Source organism: Agromyces sp. 3263 (genome assembly GCF_031456545.1).
Taxonomy (GTDB): Bacteria; Actinomycetota; Actinomycetes; order Actinomycetales; family Microbacteriaceae; genus Agromyces.
This window is the reverse complement of the sequence record NZ_JAVDUV010000001.1, coordinates 2231273-2244995: the sequence shown is the minus strand read 5'-3', so window position 1 is coordinate 2244995 and position 13723 is coordinate 2231273. Positions and strand designations below refer to the sequence as shown.

The 13723-nt window shown below is 72.3% G+C and carries 15 protein-coding genes; 5 read left to right on the top strand and 10 right to left on the bottom strand.

The window, feature by feature from the left end:
- Window positions 1-71 precede the first annotated feature (71 nt).
- Window positions 72-1112, top strand: a complete 1041-nt coding sequence (locus J2X63_RS10370) for a LacI family DNA-binding transcriptional regulator (protein ID WP_309976761.1) — start codon at window positions 72-74, stop codon at window positions 1110-1112.
- Here J2X63_RS10370 and J2X63_RS10365 read toward each other — a convergent pair.
- Genes J2X63_RS10365 through J2X63_RS10350 form a run of 4 tightly spaced genes read right to left on the bottom strand, consistent with a single transcriptional unit; the run spans window position 1096 to window position 4968 of the window.
- Complete coding sequence (locus J2X63_RS10365) at window positions 1096-2007, bottom strand: NAD(P)-binding domain-containing protein (RefSeq protein WP_309976759.1); 912 nt, start codon at window positions 2005-2007, stop codon at window positions 1096-1098. The genes J2X63_RS10370 and J2X63_RS10365 overlap by 17 nt on opposite strands.
- The gene (locus J2X63_RS10360; protein ID WP_309976758.1) at window positions 2004-2666 is read right to left on the bottom strand and encodes a bifunctional 4-hydroxy-2-oxoglutarate aldolase/2-dehydro-3-deoxy-phosphogluconate aldolase; all 663 of its coding nucleotides are present in this window, start codon (window positions 2664-2666) and stop codon (window positions 2004-2006) included. Before J2X63_RS10360 ends, J2X63_RS10365 begins: the two co-directional genes overlap by 4 nt.
- Window positions 2663-3742 carry a hypothetical protein gene (locus J2X63_RS10355; protein ID WP_309976756.1) on the bottom strand — a complete coding sequence of 360 codons (1080 nt, stop codon included), beginning with the start codon at window positions 3740-3742 and terminating at the stop codon, window positions 2663-2665. Before J2X63_RS10355 ends, J2X63_RS10360 begins: the two co-directional genes overlap by 4 nt.
- On the bottom strand, window positions 3742-4968 hold the full coding sequence (locus J2X63_RS10350; RefSeq protein ID WP_309976754.1) for an enolase C-terminal domain-like protein: 1227 nt from the start codon (window positions 4966-4968) through the stop codon (window positions 3742-3744). The genes J2X63_RS10355 and J2X63_RS10350 overlap by 1 nt, the downstream gene beginning before the upstream one ends.
- A 144-nt stretch (window positions 4969-5112) precedes the next feature.
- Here J2X63_RS10350 and J2X63_RS10345 point away from each other — a divergent pair, with 144 nt between their 5' ends.
- Together J2X63_RS10345 and J2X63_RS10340 are read left to right on the top strand one after the other, a co-directional pair.
- Window positions 5113-5931 carry an NAD(P)-dependent oxidoreductase gene (locus tag J2X63_RS10345; protein ID WP_309976753.1) on the top strand — a complete coding sequence of 273 codons (819 nt, stop codon included), beginning with the start codon at window positions 5113-5115 and terminating at the stop codon, window positions 5929-5931.
- A gap of 124 nt (window positions 5932-6055) precedes the next feature.
- Entirely contained in the window at window positions 6056-6781 is a 726-nt protein-coding gene (locus tag J2X63_RS10340; RefSeq protein ID WP_309976752.1) for a hypothetical protein, read from the top strand.
- Here the strand turns inward: J2X63_RS10340 and J2X63_RS10335 are convergent, their stop codons facing one another.
- A complete protein-coding gene (locus tag J2X63_RS10335) occupies window positions 6782-7348 on the bottom strand; it encodes a DUF1697 domain-containing protein (RefSeq protein ID WP_309976751.1) in 567 nt (188 codons plus the stop codon). It lies immediately after the preceding gene.
- 122 nt (window positions 7349-7470) lie between these two features.
- Here J2X63_RS10335 and J2X63_RS10330 point away from each other — a divergent pair, with 122 nt between their 5' ends.
- A complete protein-coding gene (locus J2X63_RS10330; RefSeq protein ID WP_309976749.1) occupies window positions 7471-7926 on the top strand; it encodes a hypothetical protein in 456 nt (151 codons plus the stop codon).
- Window positions 7927-7939: 13 nt separating this feature from the next.
- Here the strand turns inward: J2X63_RS10330 and J2X63_RS10325 are convergent, their stop codons facing one another.
- From J2X63_RS10325 to J2X63_RS10315, 3 genes are all read right to left on the bottom strand, one after another.
- Window positions 7940-9727, bottom strand: coding sequence for a hypothetical protein (locus J2X63_RS10325; protein ID WP_309976747.1), 1788 nt, complete (start codon window positions 9725-9727; stop codon window positions 7940-7942).
- A 122-nt stretch (window positions 9728-9849) separates the two neighbouring features.
- Window positions 9850-10344 (bottom strand): hypothetical protein, encoded by a 495-nt coding sequence (locus J2X63_RS10320; RefSeq protein ID WP_309976745.1) that lies wholly within the window; start codon window positions 10342-10344, stop codon window positions 9850-9852.
- Between the two features lie 35 nt (window positions 10345-10379).
- Window positions 10380-10745 carry a helix-turn-helix domain-containing protein gene (locus J2X63_RS10315; RefSeq protein ID WP_309976743.1) on the bottom strand — a complete coding sequence of 122 codons (366 nt, stop codon included), beginning with the start codon at window positions 10743-10745 and terminating at the stop codon, window positions 10380-10382.
- Window positions 10746-10839: 94 nt separating this feature from the next.
- On the opposite strand from J2X63_RS10315, the gene J2X63_RS10310 reads away from it, so the two are divergent.
- A complete protein-coding gene (locus tag J2X63_RS10310; protein WP_309976741.1) occupies window positions 10840-11736 on the top strand; it encodes an SDR family oxidoreductase in 897 nt (298 codons plus the stop codon).
- Between the two features lie 45 nt (window positions 11737-11781).
- On the opposite strand, the gene J2X63_RS10305 is transcribed toward J2X63_RS10310, so the two are convergent.
- Both J2X63_RS10305 and J2X63_RS10300 read right to left on the bottom strand, forming a co-directional pair.
- The gene (locus J2X63_RS10305; RefSeq protein ID WP_309976740.1) at window positions 11782-13071 is read right to left on the bottom strand and encodes a hypothetical protein; all 1290 of its coding nucleotides are present in this window, start codon (window positions 13069-13071) and stop codon (window positions 11782-11784) included.
- Window positions 13072-13252: 181 nt separating this feature from the next.
- A complete protein-coding gene (locus J2X63_RS10300; protein WP_309976739.1) occupies window positions 13253-13717 on the bottom strand; it encodes a pyridoxamine 5'-phosphate oxidase family protein in 465 nt (154 codons plus the stop codon).
- Window positions 13718-13723: the final 6 nt, after the last annotated feature.

Genomic DNA, 13723 nt, shown 5'->3' with positions numbered 1-13723 from the left:
CACGATTTCCGCTACGCTAGCGTACGGCCCACGGGCACGACAAGCAGCTGCAAGGGAGCGAGATGCCGAGCGTGAAACGCACAGCGCCAGCGACGATCAAGGACGTCGCCGACCACGCCGGCGTGTCGCGGGCGACTGCGTCGTACACGTTCACGCAGCCGTCGCGCGTCTCGGAGCCGCTGCGCAAGCGGGTCCTCGCGGCCGCCGACGAGCTCGGCTACGTCGGCAACGACGCCGCCCGCCGCCTGCGAATGGGCCACAGCCTCGCCTTCGGGCTGCTCATCTCGAACACCGCCAACCCGGTCTACGCCGAGGTCGCGGCCGGCGCCGAGCGCGAGGCATCCGCCAACGGGCGCTTCATCATCGTCGTCAACAGCGACGACGACCCGCAACGCGAACGCGACTACGTGAACTTCTTCGAGTCCCAGCAGGTGAGCGGCATCATCGCGGCACCCGTCGGCGGCGTGCCCGCCGAGCTCCTCGCCCTGCGCGACCAGGGCACCCCGTTCGTGCTCGTCGGCCTCGCCGAGGGACCGCACGACTTCCCCGCGATCTCGGGCGACAACGAGCAGGGCGGATACCTCGCGATGCGGCACCTGCTCGAGCAGGGCCGCAGGCGACTCCTGTTCGTCGGTGGCCCGCACCCGCATGTCGACGCCCGCCTGGCGGGCGCACGGCGGGCGCTTCGGGAGGCTGGAACGGACACCTCGGGCGGCGCGGGCTCCCCGGCTCCTTCCCTCGAGGTCATCCGCACCCCGGCGCAGAACGCCCGCATCGGCGAGGAGGTGGCCGTGGCCCTCGGCGAACTCGCGCCCGGCGACCGTCCCGACGGCATCTTCGCCGGCAACGACCTGCTCGCGCTGGGCCTGCTGCACGGACTCATCGTGGCCGGCATCGCGATCCCCGACGAGCTCTCACTCGTCGGCTACGACGACATCGAGTTCGCCGACTTCGCCATCGTGCCGCTCACGACGATCCGGCACCCGTCGGCCGCCTTGGGCGCTGCAGCCGTGCGCCTGCTGCTCGGTCTGGAGACCGAGGCGAACCTCGAGGGCCGGTTCGCCCCCGAGATCGTCGTGCGCGCCACGTCGCTCCCTACGCCGCGGGCGTGACCTCGCGACCGTTCATGCGGTCGACGCCCCGCAGCAGCGCCGTGTGGTCGAGAGCGCCGTCGCCGTTGGCGACCGCCGACTCGAGCAGCTGACCCACCACGGCACCCGCCGGCGACACCACGCCGGCATCGCGCGCCGCGGCGAGGTAGATGCCGAGGTCCTTCCGGTGCAGTTCGATGCGGAATCCCGGTTCGAACCGGCGCTCGATCATGCCCGCGGACTTGCGGTCGAGGATCCGGTTCCCTGCGAGGCCACCGGCGAGCACGCGCACCGCTGCCTCGACGTCGGCGCCGTGCTGCTCGAGGAACACGAGCGCCTCTGCCACGAGCTGGATCGTCCCCGCCACGATGAGCTGGTTGGCCGCCTTCACCGTCTGGCCCGCCCCGACGTCGCCGACGTGCACGATCGTCGATCCGATCGCCTCGAGCAGCGGTCGAACGGCGGCCAGGTCGTCGGCGGCGCCGCCCACCATGATCGAGAGGGTGCCCTCGATCGCTCCCTGCTCGCCGCCGCTCACGGGGGCGTCGAGGTAGCGGATGCCGCGTGTCGCACACACCTCGGCGAGCCGCCGTGACGTCGCCGGCGCGATCGAGCTGAGGTCGACGATGCACGTACCAGGCCGTGCGGCGACGAGCACGCCGCCGCCATCGCCGTCTGCTCCGGAGTCGTCGCCGAGCACGACCCGTTCGACGTCCGGCGAGTCGGGCAGCATGAGCATGACGACCTCGGACGCCGCGACAGCATCCGCGAGCTCGGCGGCGCGTCCGCCTGCGGCGATGAAGCGCGCCACCGGGCCGTGTGAGCGGTTGATGCCGATGACGTCGTGGCCGGCGGCAAGCAGGTTGCGCGCCATGGGCGCCCCCATGATGCCGAGTCCGATGAACGTGACGGTCATGCGTGTCCTTTCGGGGTCGAGACGGGCCGATCAGTCTGATCGAGGGCGGCGAGGGGGACGAGTGCCGCGCGGGTGCGCTCCTCGAGCGCTCGCAGGTCGCCGCCGACGAGCGCGTCCTGCAGGAGCAGCGCACTCACGCCGACGTAGGCCGCGCCCGCGTCGAAGTACGCGCCGAGCTCGTCGGGACGCACGCCACCGGTCGGGAAGAGCGGGATGTCGGGCAGCGGACCCACGAGCTCACGCAGGTAGGACACACCACCGACCGGGCCGATCGGCGAGACCTTCACGAGGTCGGCGTCGAGGGCGGCCCGTGCGATCTCGCCCGGCGTCAGCGCACCGGGGATGTACTCGATCCCGGTGCAACGAGCCGCCTCGGTGAGCGCCGGGTCGTGGTACTGGCTCACGACGAAGTCGGCGCCGGCATCCGTGGCGCGGCGCACGTCGGCCGGGGTGCGCGCCGTGCCGCACCCGACGGCCAGGTGCGGCAGCGCTCCCTTGGCCGCCGTGATGGCGTCGAGCGTGCCGTCGCTCGTCAGCGTGAACTCCAGCCGCGAAAGCCCGGCGTCGGCGAGCACGGAGGCCACCTCCGCGAATCGCCGGGCGCTCGGCGCCCGCAGCACGGCGATCACGTGCTCCCGGCGCGAGGTCGACGTCCTCATCGGATGCTCCCGGCGGCCGCGACGCCGGCACGCAGCCGCCGCGTCGATGCGAGGCCCGCGTGGTACACGTGCAGGCGATGAGCACCCGACGCGACGAGCCGCTGCCAGTGCGCGGCGAAACCGTCCGGATCTCCCGAGAGGATGTCGACGTACGCGGTCGCTCCGGTGTCGCCGGCCTTCCGCGCCAGCGCGTCGACGCCGCGGTCGACGTCGCCCCAGCAGTCCACCAGGCGTTCGATCGGAAGCCTCACCCCGACGGCGTCCGCGGCACCGAGGCTCACCTCACCGGCACCCGAGTCGCGGGCGAGGGCCACGAGTTCGGTCGCGATCTCGGCCGCCACCTCGGCCCGGTACTGGCGCAAGGCCGCGAGGGGCCCGTCGCTCGCGGCATCCGCTCGGTACACCGGATCGCGGCCATCGCTCGCACGGCGTTCGGTCGCACGACCGACGGCCGGCTGGTCGATGGCCGCACGCAGCGACTCGGCGAGCACCTCGGCGTCGATCCCCACCGCACGGGCGCAGGCCGCGCAGACGCACATCGCCAACAGTTCCGCGGCCGCCTCGCCGAGGTCGGCCCCGTGCAGCTTGTCGTGCAGGGACCCGTGCGCGAGCCCCTGCCAGCCGACCGCCTCGAGGTGCAGCGCAGCTCCGGCACTCGCCCGAGCCGCCGCCCCCACCAGCTCGCGGAGGAACGCTCGGGTGGGGGCCTGCGAGAGGCACGGGGCATGCGGCATCCGGTCGCCGAAGGCGTTCTCGACTCGCGGAACCCCGGGTGCGGCGCCGTCGACGTGGCCGATCACCGCCCAGGTGTCGACCCGCATGCCGACTCGCTCGAGTTCGTGACGTGCGCCGTCGAAGGAGAAGGCGCCGAGCGGCAGCGGTGCGGGTTCTCCGAGATAGCTCGCCGACCCAGGAAGGTCGACGATGCGATGCAGCGGATGCCGCGGCGTGATGGTGCGCGCGCCATGGTAGGTCGCGGCGAGTGCGATCCGGGCGACGCCCTCGGCGCGCAGTCGCACCGCCGCGTCCGGATCTCCCTCGACATCCCACGGGAAGAGTCGGAAGGTGGCCTCCATCAGAACCTCGGCAGGGTGGGGTCGTAGGCGGGGTCCACCGTGCGGGCGTAGGCCGTGTCGTCGCGCACCGTCCGCCCCGACTCGAGGTAGGCGCGGTGCAATCGGTCGACGACGTCGCGCCGCACGTCGACCCCGAGGCCCGGGCCGTCGGGCACCCGCACCGCGCCGTCGCGGAAGGCGATCGCCCCAGGCACGACGATGTCGGATGCCGCATTCCAGGGGTAGTGGGTGTCGCAGGCGTGATCGAGCTCGGGTGTGGCGGCCGCGGCGTGCACCATCGCGGCGAGCGAGACGCCGAGGTGCGAGTTCGAGTGCATCGAGAGTCCAAGGCCGTACGTGGCGCAGGCGCGCCCCAGCTCGCGGGTCGCAGCGAGGCCGCCCCAGTAGTGATGGTCGGCGAGCACGATGTCGACGGCGCCGGCCTCGACGGCCGGCTCGAGCGTCTCGGGAGAGACGACGACCATGTTCGTCGCCAGCGGGAGTGTCGTCGACGCCCGCACGGCGGCCATGCCGTCGAGGCCGAGCGTCGGGTCCTCGAGGTACTCGGCGACGCCCTCGAGCCGGCGCGCGACCTCGATGGCGGTGTCGACGCGCCAGGCTCCGTTGGGGTCGATGCGCAGAGGCACCTCGGGGTAGGCGGCCCTGAGCGCCCGCATCGCCGCGATCTCGCGCTCGGGGGCCAGCACGCCCGCCTTGAGCTTCAGCGAGCGGAATCCGTAGTCGTCGATGAGGCGCCCCGCGAGAGCCACGAGACCTTCAGCCTCGTCTGCCGCACCCCAATCGTCGGGAGCGGCTCCGGGGTGGCCGGCCCACTTGAAGAAGAGATAGCCCGCGAAGTCGATGGCGTCGCGCTCGCGGCCGCCGAGCAGTTCGCTGGCGGGCACGCCCTCGAGCCTGCCGAGCGCGTCGAGCGCCGCCACCTCGAAGGGCGCGAAGGCCTTGCGGAGTTCGATCGCACAGACGTCGGCGTCGAGCGTGGCCATCACCGCGTCGTGGAGGGCGGACGGCTCGTCGACCCGCAGGCCGACGAGCCGCGGCGCTGCGGCCAGGAGCCGCCCGAGGAGCGGCGCTTCGCCGCTCGTCTCGCCGAAGCCCACCGTGCCGTCGTCGAGCGTCAGGATCACCAGCGTGCGGAGCGCGAGGGGCTCGTGCACTCCCCAACTGTTGAGCAGCGGCGGGTCGGGAAACGCCATGGGCACCACTTCGACCGTGCGGATACGACTCATCGACCTGTTCCGGATGGCTCTGCGGGGCGGATCGGCGGCGCGCGGCCCACCCCGCAGAGGTCTGAGCTCACAGCGTCCCGCGGCGGGTCGACCGGGGGTACGCTGTTGTGAATGGATTCACAACAGTAGGGAAAGGACCGGGTGTTGTCAATCGAGCAGACCGTCGTCATCACGGGTGCTGCGGGCCGGACCGGGCGCGCCCTCGTCCCACGGCTCCGTCGACGGGGCCGGGCGCTGCGGCTCGTCGACACGAGCAGGGCGGGCCTCGAACTCGACGTCGAGCCCCGAGACGTCTCCTGGCATGACGTGTCGATCGAGGATGCCGACGGGATGGAGCGGGTCATGCACGGGGCATCCGCGCTGGTGCATCTCGCGGGGCTGTCCTCGGAGCGCCCATGGGCGGACCTGCTGCGGGTCAACATCGACGGCACCCACACCGTGCTCGAGGCAGCACGGCGGGCCGGAGTCCGGCGGGTGCTGCTCGCGAGCTCGATCCACGCGGTGGGCTTCCAGCCGGTCGGCGCCGCCGCCTCGACCACGCCGCTGCTGCCCCGTCCCGACACGTACTACGGCGTCAGCAAGGCGGCCATGGAGGCACTCGGCAGCCTCTACGCCGACCGGTTCGGCATGTCGGTCGTGAGCGCACGGATCTGCACCTTCCTCGAGGAACCGGGCGACGGCCGCGCGGTCGCACAATGGCTCTCACCCGACGACATGGCCCGACTCGTCGAGGCGAGCGTCGCCCTCGACGACGGCTCCCACCATCTCGTGTGGGGTGTGTCGGCGAACGCGCCGGCCTGGTTCTCGCTCGAGGCCGGCCACGCGATCGGGTACCGGCCGCTCGACGACGCCCGCGCGGTCTCGATCGAGCGCGACGGCGTGGTGCCGCCCGACCCCGACCCGACCGCCCCGCTCGGAGCCGCATTCACCGACGAGCGGCACCCCGTGGGCGGCACGTGGTGACCTGAGCGCGCCTCACGGCGAGAACGTCGGAGAGAAGACGCGCCCGCGACATCCGCGCGAAACCTCGCGCCCATAGGCTCGGCACGCGCCACCCGATGTTGCTGCCCGCTGAGCCGGAGGTACCATGCCCGACGCGTCGCCCTCACGCTCCAGGACGCTCGGGCTCTCCGGCCGCCCGATCGCGACCTTCGCCGTGCTCGTCGTCACCCTGCTGTGCGCGACCGTCGGCACGATCGGCGTGACGTCGTCGCACGCCGAGCACGAGACGCAAATGGAGGCCGAGGCACGCGCTGCGGCGGTGCATCTCGTGGCCGGACACGTCGGCATCGGCGCGGCTGAGTTCGATCCGACGGGGGCACGGATCACGGTCGACACGAACGGCGCGAGGGCGGCCCTCGAGGCGGCTCGCGCTGCGGCGACGGATGCCACGGGCAAGGCCTCTGCGGAGTCGATCGCCGCCCTCGCGGCATCCGTCGACCAGCTCGAACACGACCTTGCGGGCGACGGCGGCGGCGGGGCGTGGTACTTCCCCCGGGTCCATGAGTTGCGCCGACTTCGCGACGCGGTGGCGAGCTCGGCGATCGCGTGGCAGGCGGCGGAGGAGGCGGCGATCCTCGCGGCCGCAGCCGAGGATGACGGCGGAGGGAGTGATGGGTCGAGCGAGCGGGCCGCGCCGGGGCAGATCGACTTCGACCTGAACGTCACGCCAGGCCTGATCCCGGTCCCGCCGCTCGGCCCGTGGGAGGAGGATCCGCACCTGTACGACTACGCCTGCCCGATTCTCAGCGGGTACTACTGGTCGCCGACGCCGTGCTTCGAGGAGGATACGACGGAGGTGCCGGGCGAATAGTCAGGCGGCCCCATCCATCTCGTCGAGCTTCTCGAGCAGCTTGGTGCAGGTGCCCCACGTGCGCACGGTCATCTGCTGGAAGACCGGCATCGCCATGAACTTCTGGATGCGGGTCTTCGTCGCCCGCGCGGCCACCCGCGAGAAGTAGATCGCCCCCGGTCCGGCCGCCACCGCGTCGACGCCCTCGCGCAGTTCGGGCATCTCGGCGAGCGCCGCCTCGGCGGTGAGCGGGTGCTTGAGGAAGAAGACGTCGCTTCGCAGCTTCGGTGATCCATGATCGGCGGGGGCGGCCTCGATGGTTCGGGCGAGCTCGTCGCGCGATCGGATCACGACGAGCAGCGGCATCCCGAACCGCTGCTCGAGCATCGCCTCCACGTCGGCTTCGAGCTTCTGGCCGCCGGGGCGACCCCTGCCGCCGGGCTGGAACAGCACGTTGCCGCTCTGCAGGTAGGTGCCCACGTCCTCGTATCCGGCGTCGCGGAAGCACTCGGCGAGCTCCGGCATGCGAATCGGGTTCCGTCCGCCCACGTTGATGCCGCGCAGCAGGGCGACGTACGAGCCGGACATGTGCACCTGACTACCAGAGCCGAGCGGATGCCGCGAGCGCGAGGCCGCCCGTTGCCGCGCCGAGCCACCCGGAGTAGATTCCCGACGTCTGGTGGAGCGGGTGGCCGAAGGGGACGATCGAGATGAGTGACGAATCAACCGGGCTCGAAGCGACGATCGCGATCACGACGGCTGACTCGCCCGAGATCATGCGCATCGTGGCATCCGACGGCGAGGTCGACACCTACCTCGAGAGCGCCGGCGTACCGGCGGAGGTGTTCGGCGACGACACGGATGCCGCAACGGCTCGATGCGCGCGCGAGCGCGCGGCGCTCGGCAGTGCGCTGCTCTACGCCGTGGAGGTCGGCGAGGTGACGGATGCCTCGGAGTCCGGAGGGACGCTGACGCTGCCGGCGTCCGCCGTCGTCTCGCTGATGGCCTCGCTGACCGAGGTGAGCAAGGAGGGGCTGCTGCTGGCCGAATGCCTCGAGGCGGAGCATCCGGATGCCGCGGGGCGGCTGCGCGAGACGTTCGAGCTGCTCGAGCTCGACGTCGACCGCCTGCGGCGCGCGGTGGACCAGCGGCCGAACGGCGGCTGACGCCGCGAGGTGCTCAGAACGCGAGGTCGAGGTGGAAGTGGTTCACCAGCGGCCCATGCCAGTTGATGTTCGTGATGTCGCCCGTGCGACCGCGGCTCGTGTTGGCGACCTCGATGATGCGGCGCTGGCCGAGCCGTTCGTTCACCGCGCGGGCGACCGAGAAGTCGTCGTAGATCACACGCCACTCGACGCCGATCGCTGAGGCGGCGCGGTCGATGGCCAGGCCGAACGTGATCGCTTGGGCTGCGTCGAAGAAGCCGTCGGCGCGGCGCTGCGGGATCGTGAGATCGAGCGAGCGCCCGCGGCCTGCGAAGCCGCCGCCGCCATGACCGCCGTAGTTGTCGGCCGTGAACCCGGCGCCGTACGCGTCGATGAGCCAGAGCACGAAGATGGCCGTCGTCGTCATGACCCCGATGCTGTTGCGCCCCCACACCGAGCCCCACGCGGGCCGGCCGTTCGCGTCGAGCTCGTGCACGTTCTCCCAGCCGCGTTCCTCGATGTCGATCGCCGCCTCCCGCACGGCGGCGTCGACCTGCTGCTGGCCGCCGAACTTGCGGGTCTCGGCGGCGACGATCGCGGCCTCCTCTCCGGCGGCATCCAGCGTCGCCTTCGGGTCGCGGGTGCGACGCCGGAGTGCGGATTCGGCCTGGGCGATCGCCCGGGCCCGCTCGGGGTCGGTGAGCGCGCGGTTGCGCGCGGCGAGTCGACCACGCACGAGGGCGACGGCGTCGACGTTCGGGAGGGCGCCCGGCGCGAAGTTCCGCAGTTCGCGCACACCGCGCTGGGTGACCGTGGTGAAGTCGAGGTGCTCGCGCCGCTCGAGCATCCAGCCCCAGGCTCCTTCGGTGAGGTGCGACACGATCTTGTCGACGAAGAGCTGCCGTTCGACGACGAGCTCGGCCTCGAGCTGTGCGCTGCGCTCATCGGCAGTGAGCGGGCGTCGTCGGCCGTTCTCGACGACGCGCCGGTTCGCGACGGCCTGCGCGAGCCGTGTGCGTCTCCCGTTGAGCTGGCGAAGGACCGCGGCGTCGAGGCCCGCGAAGGGAGTGCTGAAGCTGCTGCGCTGGTACCAGCCCTGCATCGTCTCGTCGAAATCGGTCACGAACGACGCTCGCGTCGCGGCCACGTCGACGGTCTGCCCTTGCGCGGCGCGACGCGTGCGCCATCCGTCGACGAGCTGGTCGACGTAGGCGGCGACCCCGGCGACGCCCCAGAACTCGACCGTGGTGTCGATGCCGTGCACGGGCGCGGTCTCGGCGGCCGGCGGCGCGGCCCCAGCCACGACGACGGGTGTGCCGCGCGCGACCTGGATGCTCGGCCGGGCGGGCGGATAGGGCACGTCGGTCGTGTCGACGTCGCGCGGCGCGGCGGTCGCCGGCTGCGCCGCTCCCTGCTGCGGCACGCCCTGCGCGGGCTGCTGCCCCGGGGTCTGGGCCGGCGTCCGGGTCGGCTGCGGTCCCGGCTGCTGCCTCGGCGTCTGGGTGGGCGCCTGGGCCGGTTGCTGACCCGGGGGCTGCGCCTGCGCATCGGTCGGGGCATCCGCATCGACGCCGGCATCGGCCGGCTGGCGCTGCAGCCGCACGATGCCACCGGACGCGCGGGCCGAGACCCCATCGGATGCCACGAGCTCCGCTGCCGCGCGATTTCCGGCGACGCGCTGCACGCCGGCGAGGGTGAGTGGCGCCGCCTCACGATCGGGGGCGACGCCGGCCGCGGGCACCACGGCGGAAGCCGGTCGGCCGTTCCCGATGCGCCGGCCGGTGTCGTCGGCCTCGTCGTCGCCGACCTTGCGATGCCGCATCCTCACTCGGACGGGTCGCCGACGGCTGGCCCGCCCGTCCTCCTCAGTGCGAGGCTAACCGCGGCCACGCTCGGCGAGCGCGCAGTGTGCCCGATCGGGCAGGGAACCCTGCGCGCGGCGGGCTACCAGAGCGTGCCCGCGCCCACGAACAACGAGAGGAACGCGAGCCCGCCGAGGATGAGGCCGATCAGGGCCATGACGAAGCCACGGCCACCGGAGGCGTTCGCGCGCACGATTCCCAGAATGCCGAAGACGACCGCGAGGAGATCGGGCAGGCCGCCGAGCACCAGGCCGATGAAGAACGGGATCCACGTGACGAGGAAGCCCCAGATGCCGAGCACGAGCGCCGCCACGGCGAAGCCGTTCGTCGCCGACGACGGAACGACGGCCACTCGGGCGACCGGCCCGACATACCCGGCCGGCATCTGGTCGTGGTAGACGCCCCAGCTCGAGCCGTCCCACCAGCGGTAGCGATTCGAGACGGTCTCGAGGTGCCATCCGGCGGGCGACACGGCCGCGTAGGGATTCGCCTGGGCAGGGGTCGGCTGGGCAGGAGTGGTTCGGGCCGGGGCGGGCTGGGCAGGCGTGGGCTGGGCAGGCGTGGGCTGGGTGGTCATCGGGGCCTCTCGATGCGATGCGGGACGCGCACAGGCTATCCGACCGGGATGACGCGGCCGGCGTTCGCCGCGACCCACTCGACGAGCGGCAGCATCCGGTCCATCAGGTCGCGCCCGATCTCGGTGAGCGAGTACTCGACGCGCGGGGGCACCTCGGGGTAGGAGCGGCGTTCGACGAGCCCGTCGCCCTCGAGGGTGCGCAGCGTCGAGGCGAGCATCTTCTCGCTGATGCCCTCGACCTCGCGGCGCAGCTCTCCCCAGCGATGCGTGCCGTCGGTGAGCGCGAGTAGCACGAGCACGCCCCACTTGCTCATGATGTGATCGAGCACGACGCGCGTGGGGCATCCCTCGGTGAACACTTCGCCGGACGTTTCGCGGATCTGCGCAAGACTTACCACCATGTGGGTACCTTACTTCAAAGTGGGTACACGATCTCGGGAAGGTTGGCGAACGGCATCCGGTTGGCCCTCGATGTACGCAATCGGAAGGACCATCATGACCATCCTCGTCACCGCAGCCTCGGGCCAGCTCGGCCGCCTCGTCGTCGACGCATTGCTCGAGCGCGGCGCCCGGCCCGACGACCTCGTCGCGAGCGCGCGCGACACCTCGAAGCTCGCGGACGTCGCGGCACGCGGCATCCGCACCGTCGAGCTCGACTATGCGCGCCCCGACACCATCGCGGCCGCCCTCGACGGCATCGACGCCGTGCTGCTCATCTCGGGCTCGGAGCCGGGCTCGCGCCTCACCGGCCACCGCAACGTGATCGACGCAGCGAAGGCCGCGGGCGTCGCGAAGCTCGTCTACACGAGCGCACCGCAGGCGGCCACCGCCGACTACGCTCTCGGCGCCGACCACAAGGCCACCGAGGAGGCGATCGCCGCATCGGGCGTGCCCGCCGTGATCGTGCGCCACAACTGGTACACCGAGAACTACGCGGCGGATGTCGCGCGCGCCGCCTCGACCGGCACCATCGCGGCGTCCGTGGCCGACGGTCGCGTGGCCAGCGCCACCCGTGCCGACTTCGCCGCCGGCGACGCGGCCGTGCTCCTCGAAGACGGGCACCTCGGCCAGGTCTACGAGTTCGGCGGCGACGCGGCGTGGAGCTACGCGGAGCTCGCGGCGGCCGCCTCTGAGGTCGTCGGGCGTCCCGTCTCGTACGCGTCGCTCACGACCGAGGAGCACGTGGCGGCGCTCGAGTCGGCCGGTCTCGACGCCGGCACGGCCGCGTTCGTCGCGGGCATCGACGACGCGATCCGCCGTGGTGTGCTCGACGTGCCGACCGGCACGCTGTCGCGCCTCATCGGGCGGCCGACGACGTCGCTCGTCGACGGGCTTCGGGCGGCCGTGCCGGCGCAGGAGCAGCGCCTGGCCCAGGCGACGAACGCGGCGTAGCGCACCTCGCCGATCGATGACGCGGGAGCTGCGGGGAATGAGGCCTCAGACCTCGCCGAGCAGCTCGCGCGCGTGGCGGTACCGCTCGGCGAGGACCACCTGGGTCTCGTAGTCGAGGCGGCGCGTGCGCCACGGCGCGGCGTTGTCGTCGATGGCCGCGAGCTTCACGCGACGCGCGACCGGGTGCCGGCGGATACGGGCGTGGAACTCGTCGTCGGCGACATCCGGAGTGCGCGTCATCAGGTGCACGACCTCGACGATCTCCGGCAGGACGCCCGCCTCGAGGAGCTCCTGGGCCGTCACGACCGTGCCTTCGAGCACCTCGTGCAGCCACGCGGATGCCGCGGCGATCGGGTCACCGATCGGGTCGAAGCGCTCGGCGACGCGCCCCGGGTGGTCGATGTAGGCGGCGCCGACGCGGTCGACCTGGCCGCGGTGCGCGACGAACGCGATGCCCTTGGCGAGTGACACCTGCGCGACGGCGTCGAGCAACGGCTGCGCGATGGCGTCCTGCGCGACCTGCGGTTCGTCGGCGGTCGGGGCGGATGCCTCGGGTGCGACCTGCTCGTACGTCGTCGTGGATCCCATCATCACGGCCTCGAACTCCTCAATCGTCCAGTCGGGCAGGTCGCCCGCGTCGTCGTCATCGTCATCGGTTAGGGTCGCGGTCTCCGTCACCGGATGCGGCGGCGCAGCGGCATCCGTCACCGGGGGTTCAGGCGGCGGCGGTGCAACCGGCTCGAACGGTGCCTCGACGGCGGCGGCAACCGGCCCTGGCGGTTGCGCGGCGACCGGTGCCGGTGCGTCGTCCTCCTCTGCGTCCTCCTCTGCGCGGCGCGCCTCAACCGGCTCATCGGGCGGCTCGATCTCGAGCAGCGGGTCGCGTCCACGCACCGAGCGCACGAAGCGCAGCTCGGCCTCGAGTTCGCCCATCTCGCGGTCGTCGAGCTCGAGCATCGAACGCGCGCCGCTCTCGCGGAGGAGGTCGAAGTAGTCCTCCTCGACCTCGGTCAGCCGACGGCCGTCAGCTGTCGTGAAGTACCGGCGCCGCCCCGCATCGGAGACGGCCACGATCACCTCGACGAACTCACCGTCGGGCTCCATGCAGCAGAGGTAGTAGCGCTGGATATCGGCCGCCTCCGGCGCGGCGGCCCCCGGCCTCTCAACGCGGGCGGGCTCGCCGGGGTCGCGCTGGGCCTCGGACTCCGGCGGTGCGGCCGCCAGGCGCCGCGGCCGCAACCCGTCGCCAGGTGCGATGTGCCGGCGGGGGCGATGCTCGAACGGGTCGGCGGGCACGACGAAACTGGGCAGGTCGTGGTCAGCGGGTATGGTCACTGGGGCTCCGGGGGCGGGGGCTCGCACACCGTCGGCACCGCCATGGAGCCGACGTCACGCGCTCCCCCGATGCTACGACCGTGTGCACGGATGCCGCACCCGGCTCGCCGCCAGACCGCGCCTCATTCGCCGGCACCGGCAGCGACGCACGACCGACCCGCGGCGGTCAGATCCGCTCCGATCAGACCCGCACCCGCTGCTCCTTCGGGTCGAGCACGAAGACCTCGGTCGCGCGCGCCACGTAGAGGCGATGGGGCGCGTCACCCGTGACATCCGCTTCGTTCCACACCCGGATGCCGCGTGCCACCGACTTCCCAGCGAACACGGCGAGCGCGGCCCCCAAGTCGGCATCCTCGACCTGACCCGCCAGCGCCTGGACGTACACCGCTTCGGCCTCGCCGACGGGGGTGGTCGAGTCGAAGATCGCGAGCGCGACCTCTGGACGCTCCTCGATGTTGTGCGAGTGCCGGCGAGTCATCCGCGACACCCAGAAGAACTGCGCCAGATCGTCGGCGGCGAACCACACCGGAGTCGCCCACGGCGTGCCCTCGGCGCCAGCGGTCGCGAGGGTCAGGTAGTCATTGTTCTCGACCACCCGCCGGGCGGCGGCCGCAGCCTGCTCGCGATTCCACACCGAAACGTCCATGCCGCT

Coding starts and splice junctions, on each gene's coding strand:
- J2X63_RS10355 (WP_309976756.1), bottom strand. CDS start 3,742: ATGGAGGCCACCTTCCGACTCTTCCCGTGGGATGTCGAGGGAGATCCG.
- J2X63_RS10310 (WP_309976741.1), top strand. CDS start 10,840: ATGACCATCCTCGTCACCGCAGCCTCGGGCCAGCTCGGCCGCCTCGTC.
- J2X63_RS10365 (WP_309976759.1), bottom strand. CDS start 2,007: ATGACCGTCACGTTCATCGGACTCGGCATCATGGGGGCGCCCATGGCG.
- J2X63_RS10350 (WP_309976754.1), bottom strand. CDS start 4,968: ATGAGTCGTATCCGCACGGTCGAAGTGGTGCCCATGGCGTTTCCCGAC.
- J2X63_RS10320 (WP_309976745.1), bottom strand. CDS start 10,344: ATGACCACCCAGCCCACGCCTGCCCAGCCCACGCCTGCCCAGCCCGCC.
- J2X63_RS10325 (WP_309976747.1), bottom strand. CDS start 9,727: ATGCGGCATCGCAAGGTCGGCGACGACGAGGCCGACGACACCGGCCGG.
- J2X63_RS10335 (WP_309976751.1), bottom strand. CDS start 7,348: ATGTCCGGCTCGTACGTCGCCCTGCTGCGCGGCATCAACGTGGGCGGA.
- J2X63_RS10360 (WP_309976758.1), bottom strand. CDS start 2,666: ATGAGGACGTCGACCTCGCGCCGGGAGCACGTGATCGCCGTGCTGCGG.
- J2X63_RS10315 (WP_309976743.1), bottom strand. CDS start 10,745: ATGGTGGTAAGTCTTGCGCAGATCCGCGAAACGTCCGGCGAAGTGTTC.
- J2X63_RS10340 (WP_309976752.1), top strand. CDS start 6,056: ATGCCCGACGCGTCGCCCTCACGCTCCAGGACGCTCGGGCTCTCCGGC.
- J2X63_RS10300 (WP_309976739.1), bottom strand. CDS start 13,717: ATGGACGTTTCGGTGTGGAATCGCGAGCAGGCTGCGGCCGCCGCCCGG.
- J2X63_RS10330 (WP_309976749.1), top strand. CDS start 7,471: ATGAGTGACGAATCAACCGGGCTCGAAGCGACGATCGCGATCACGACG.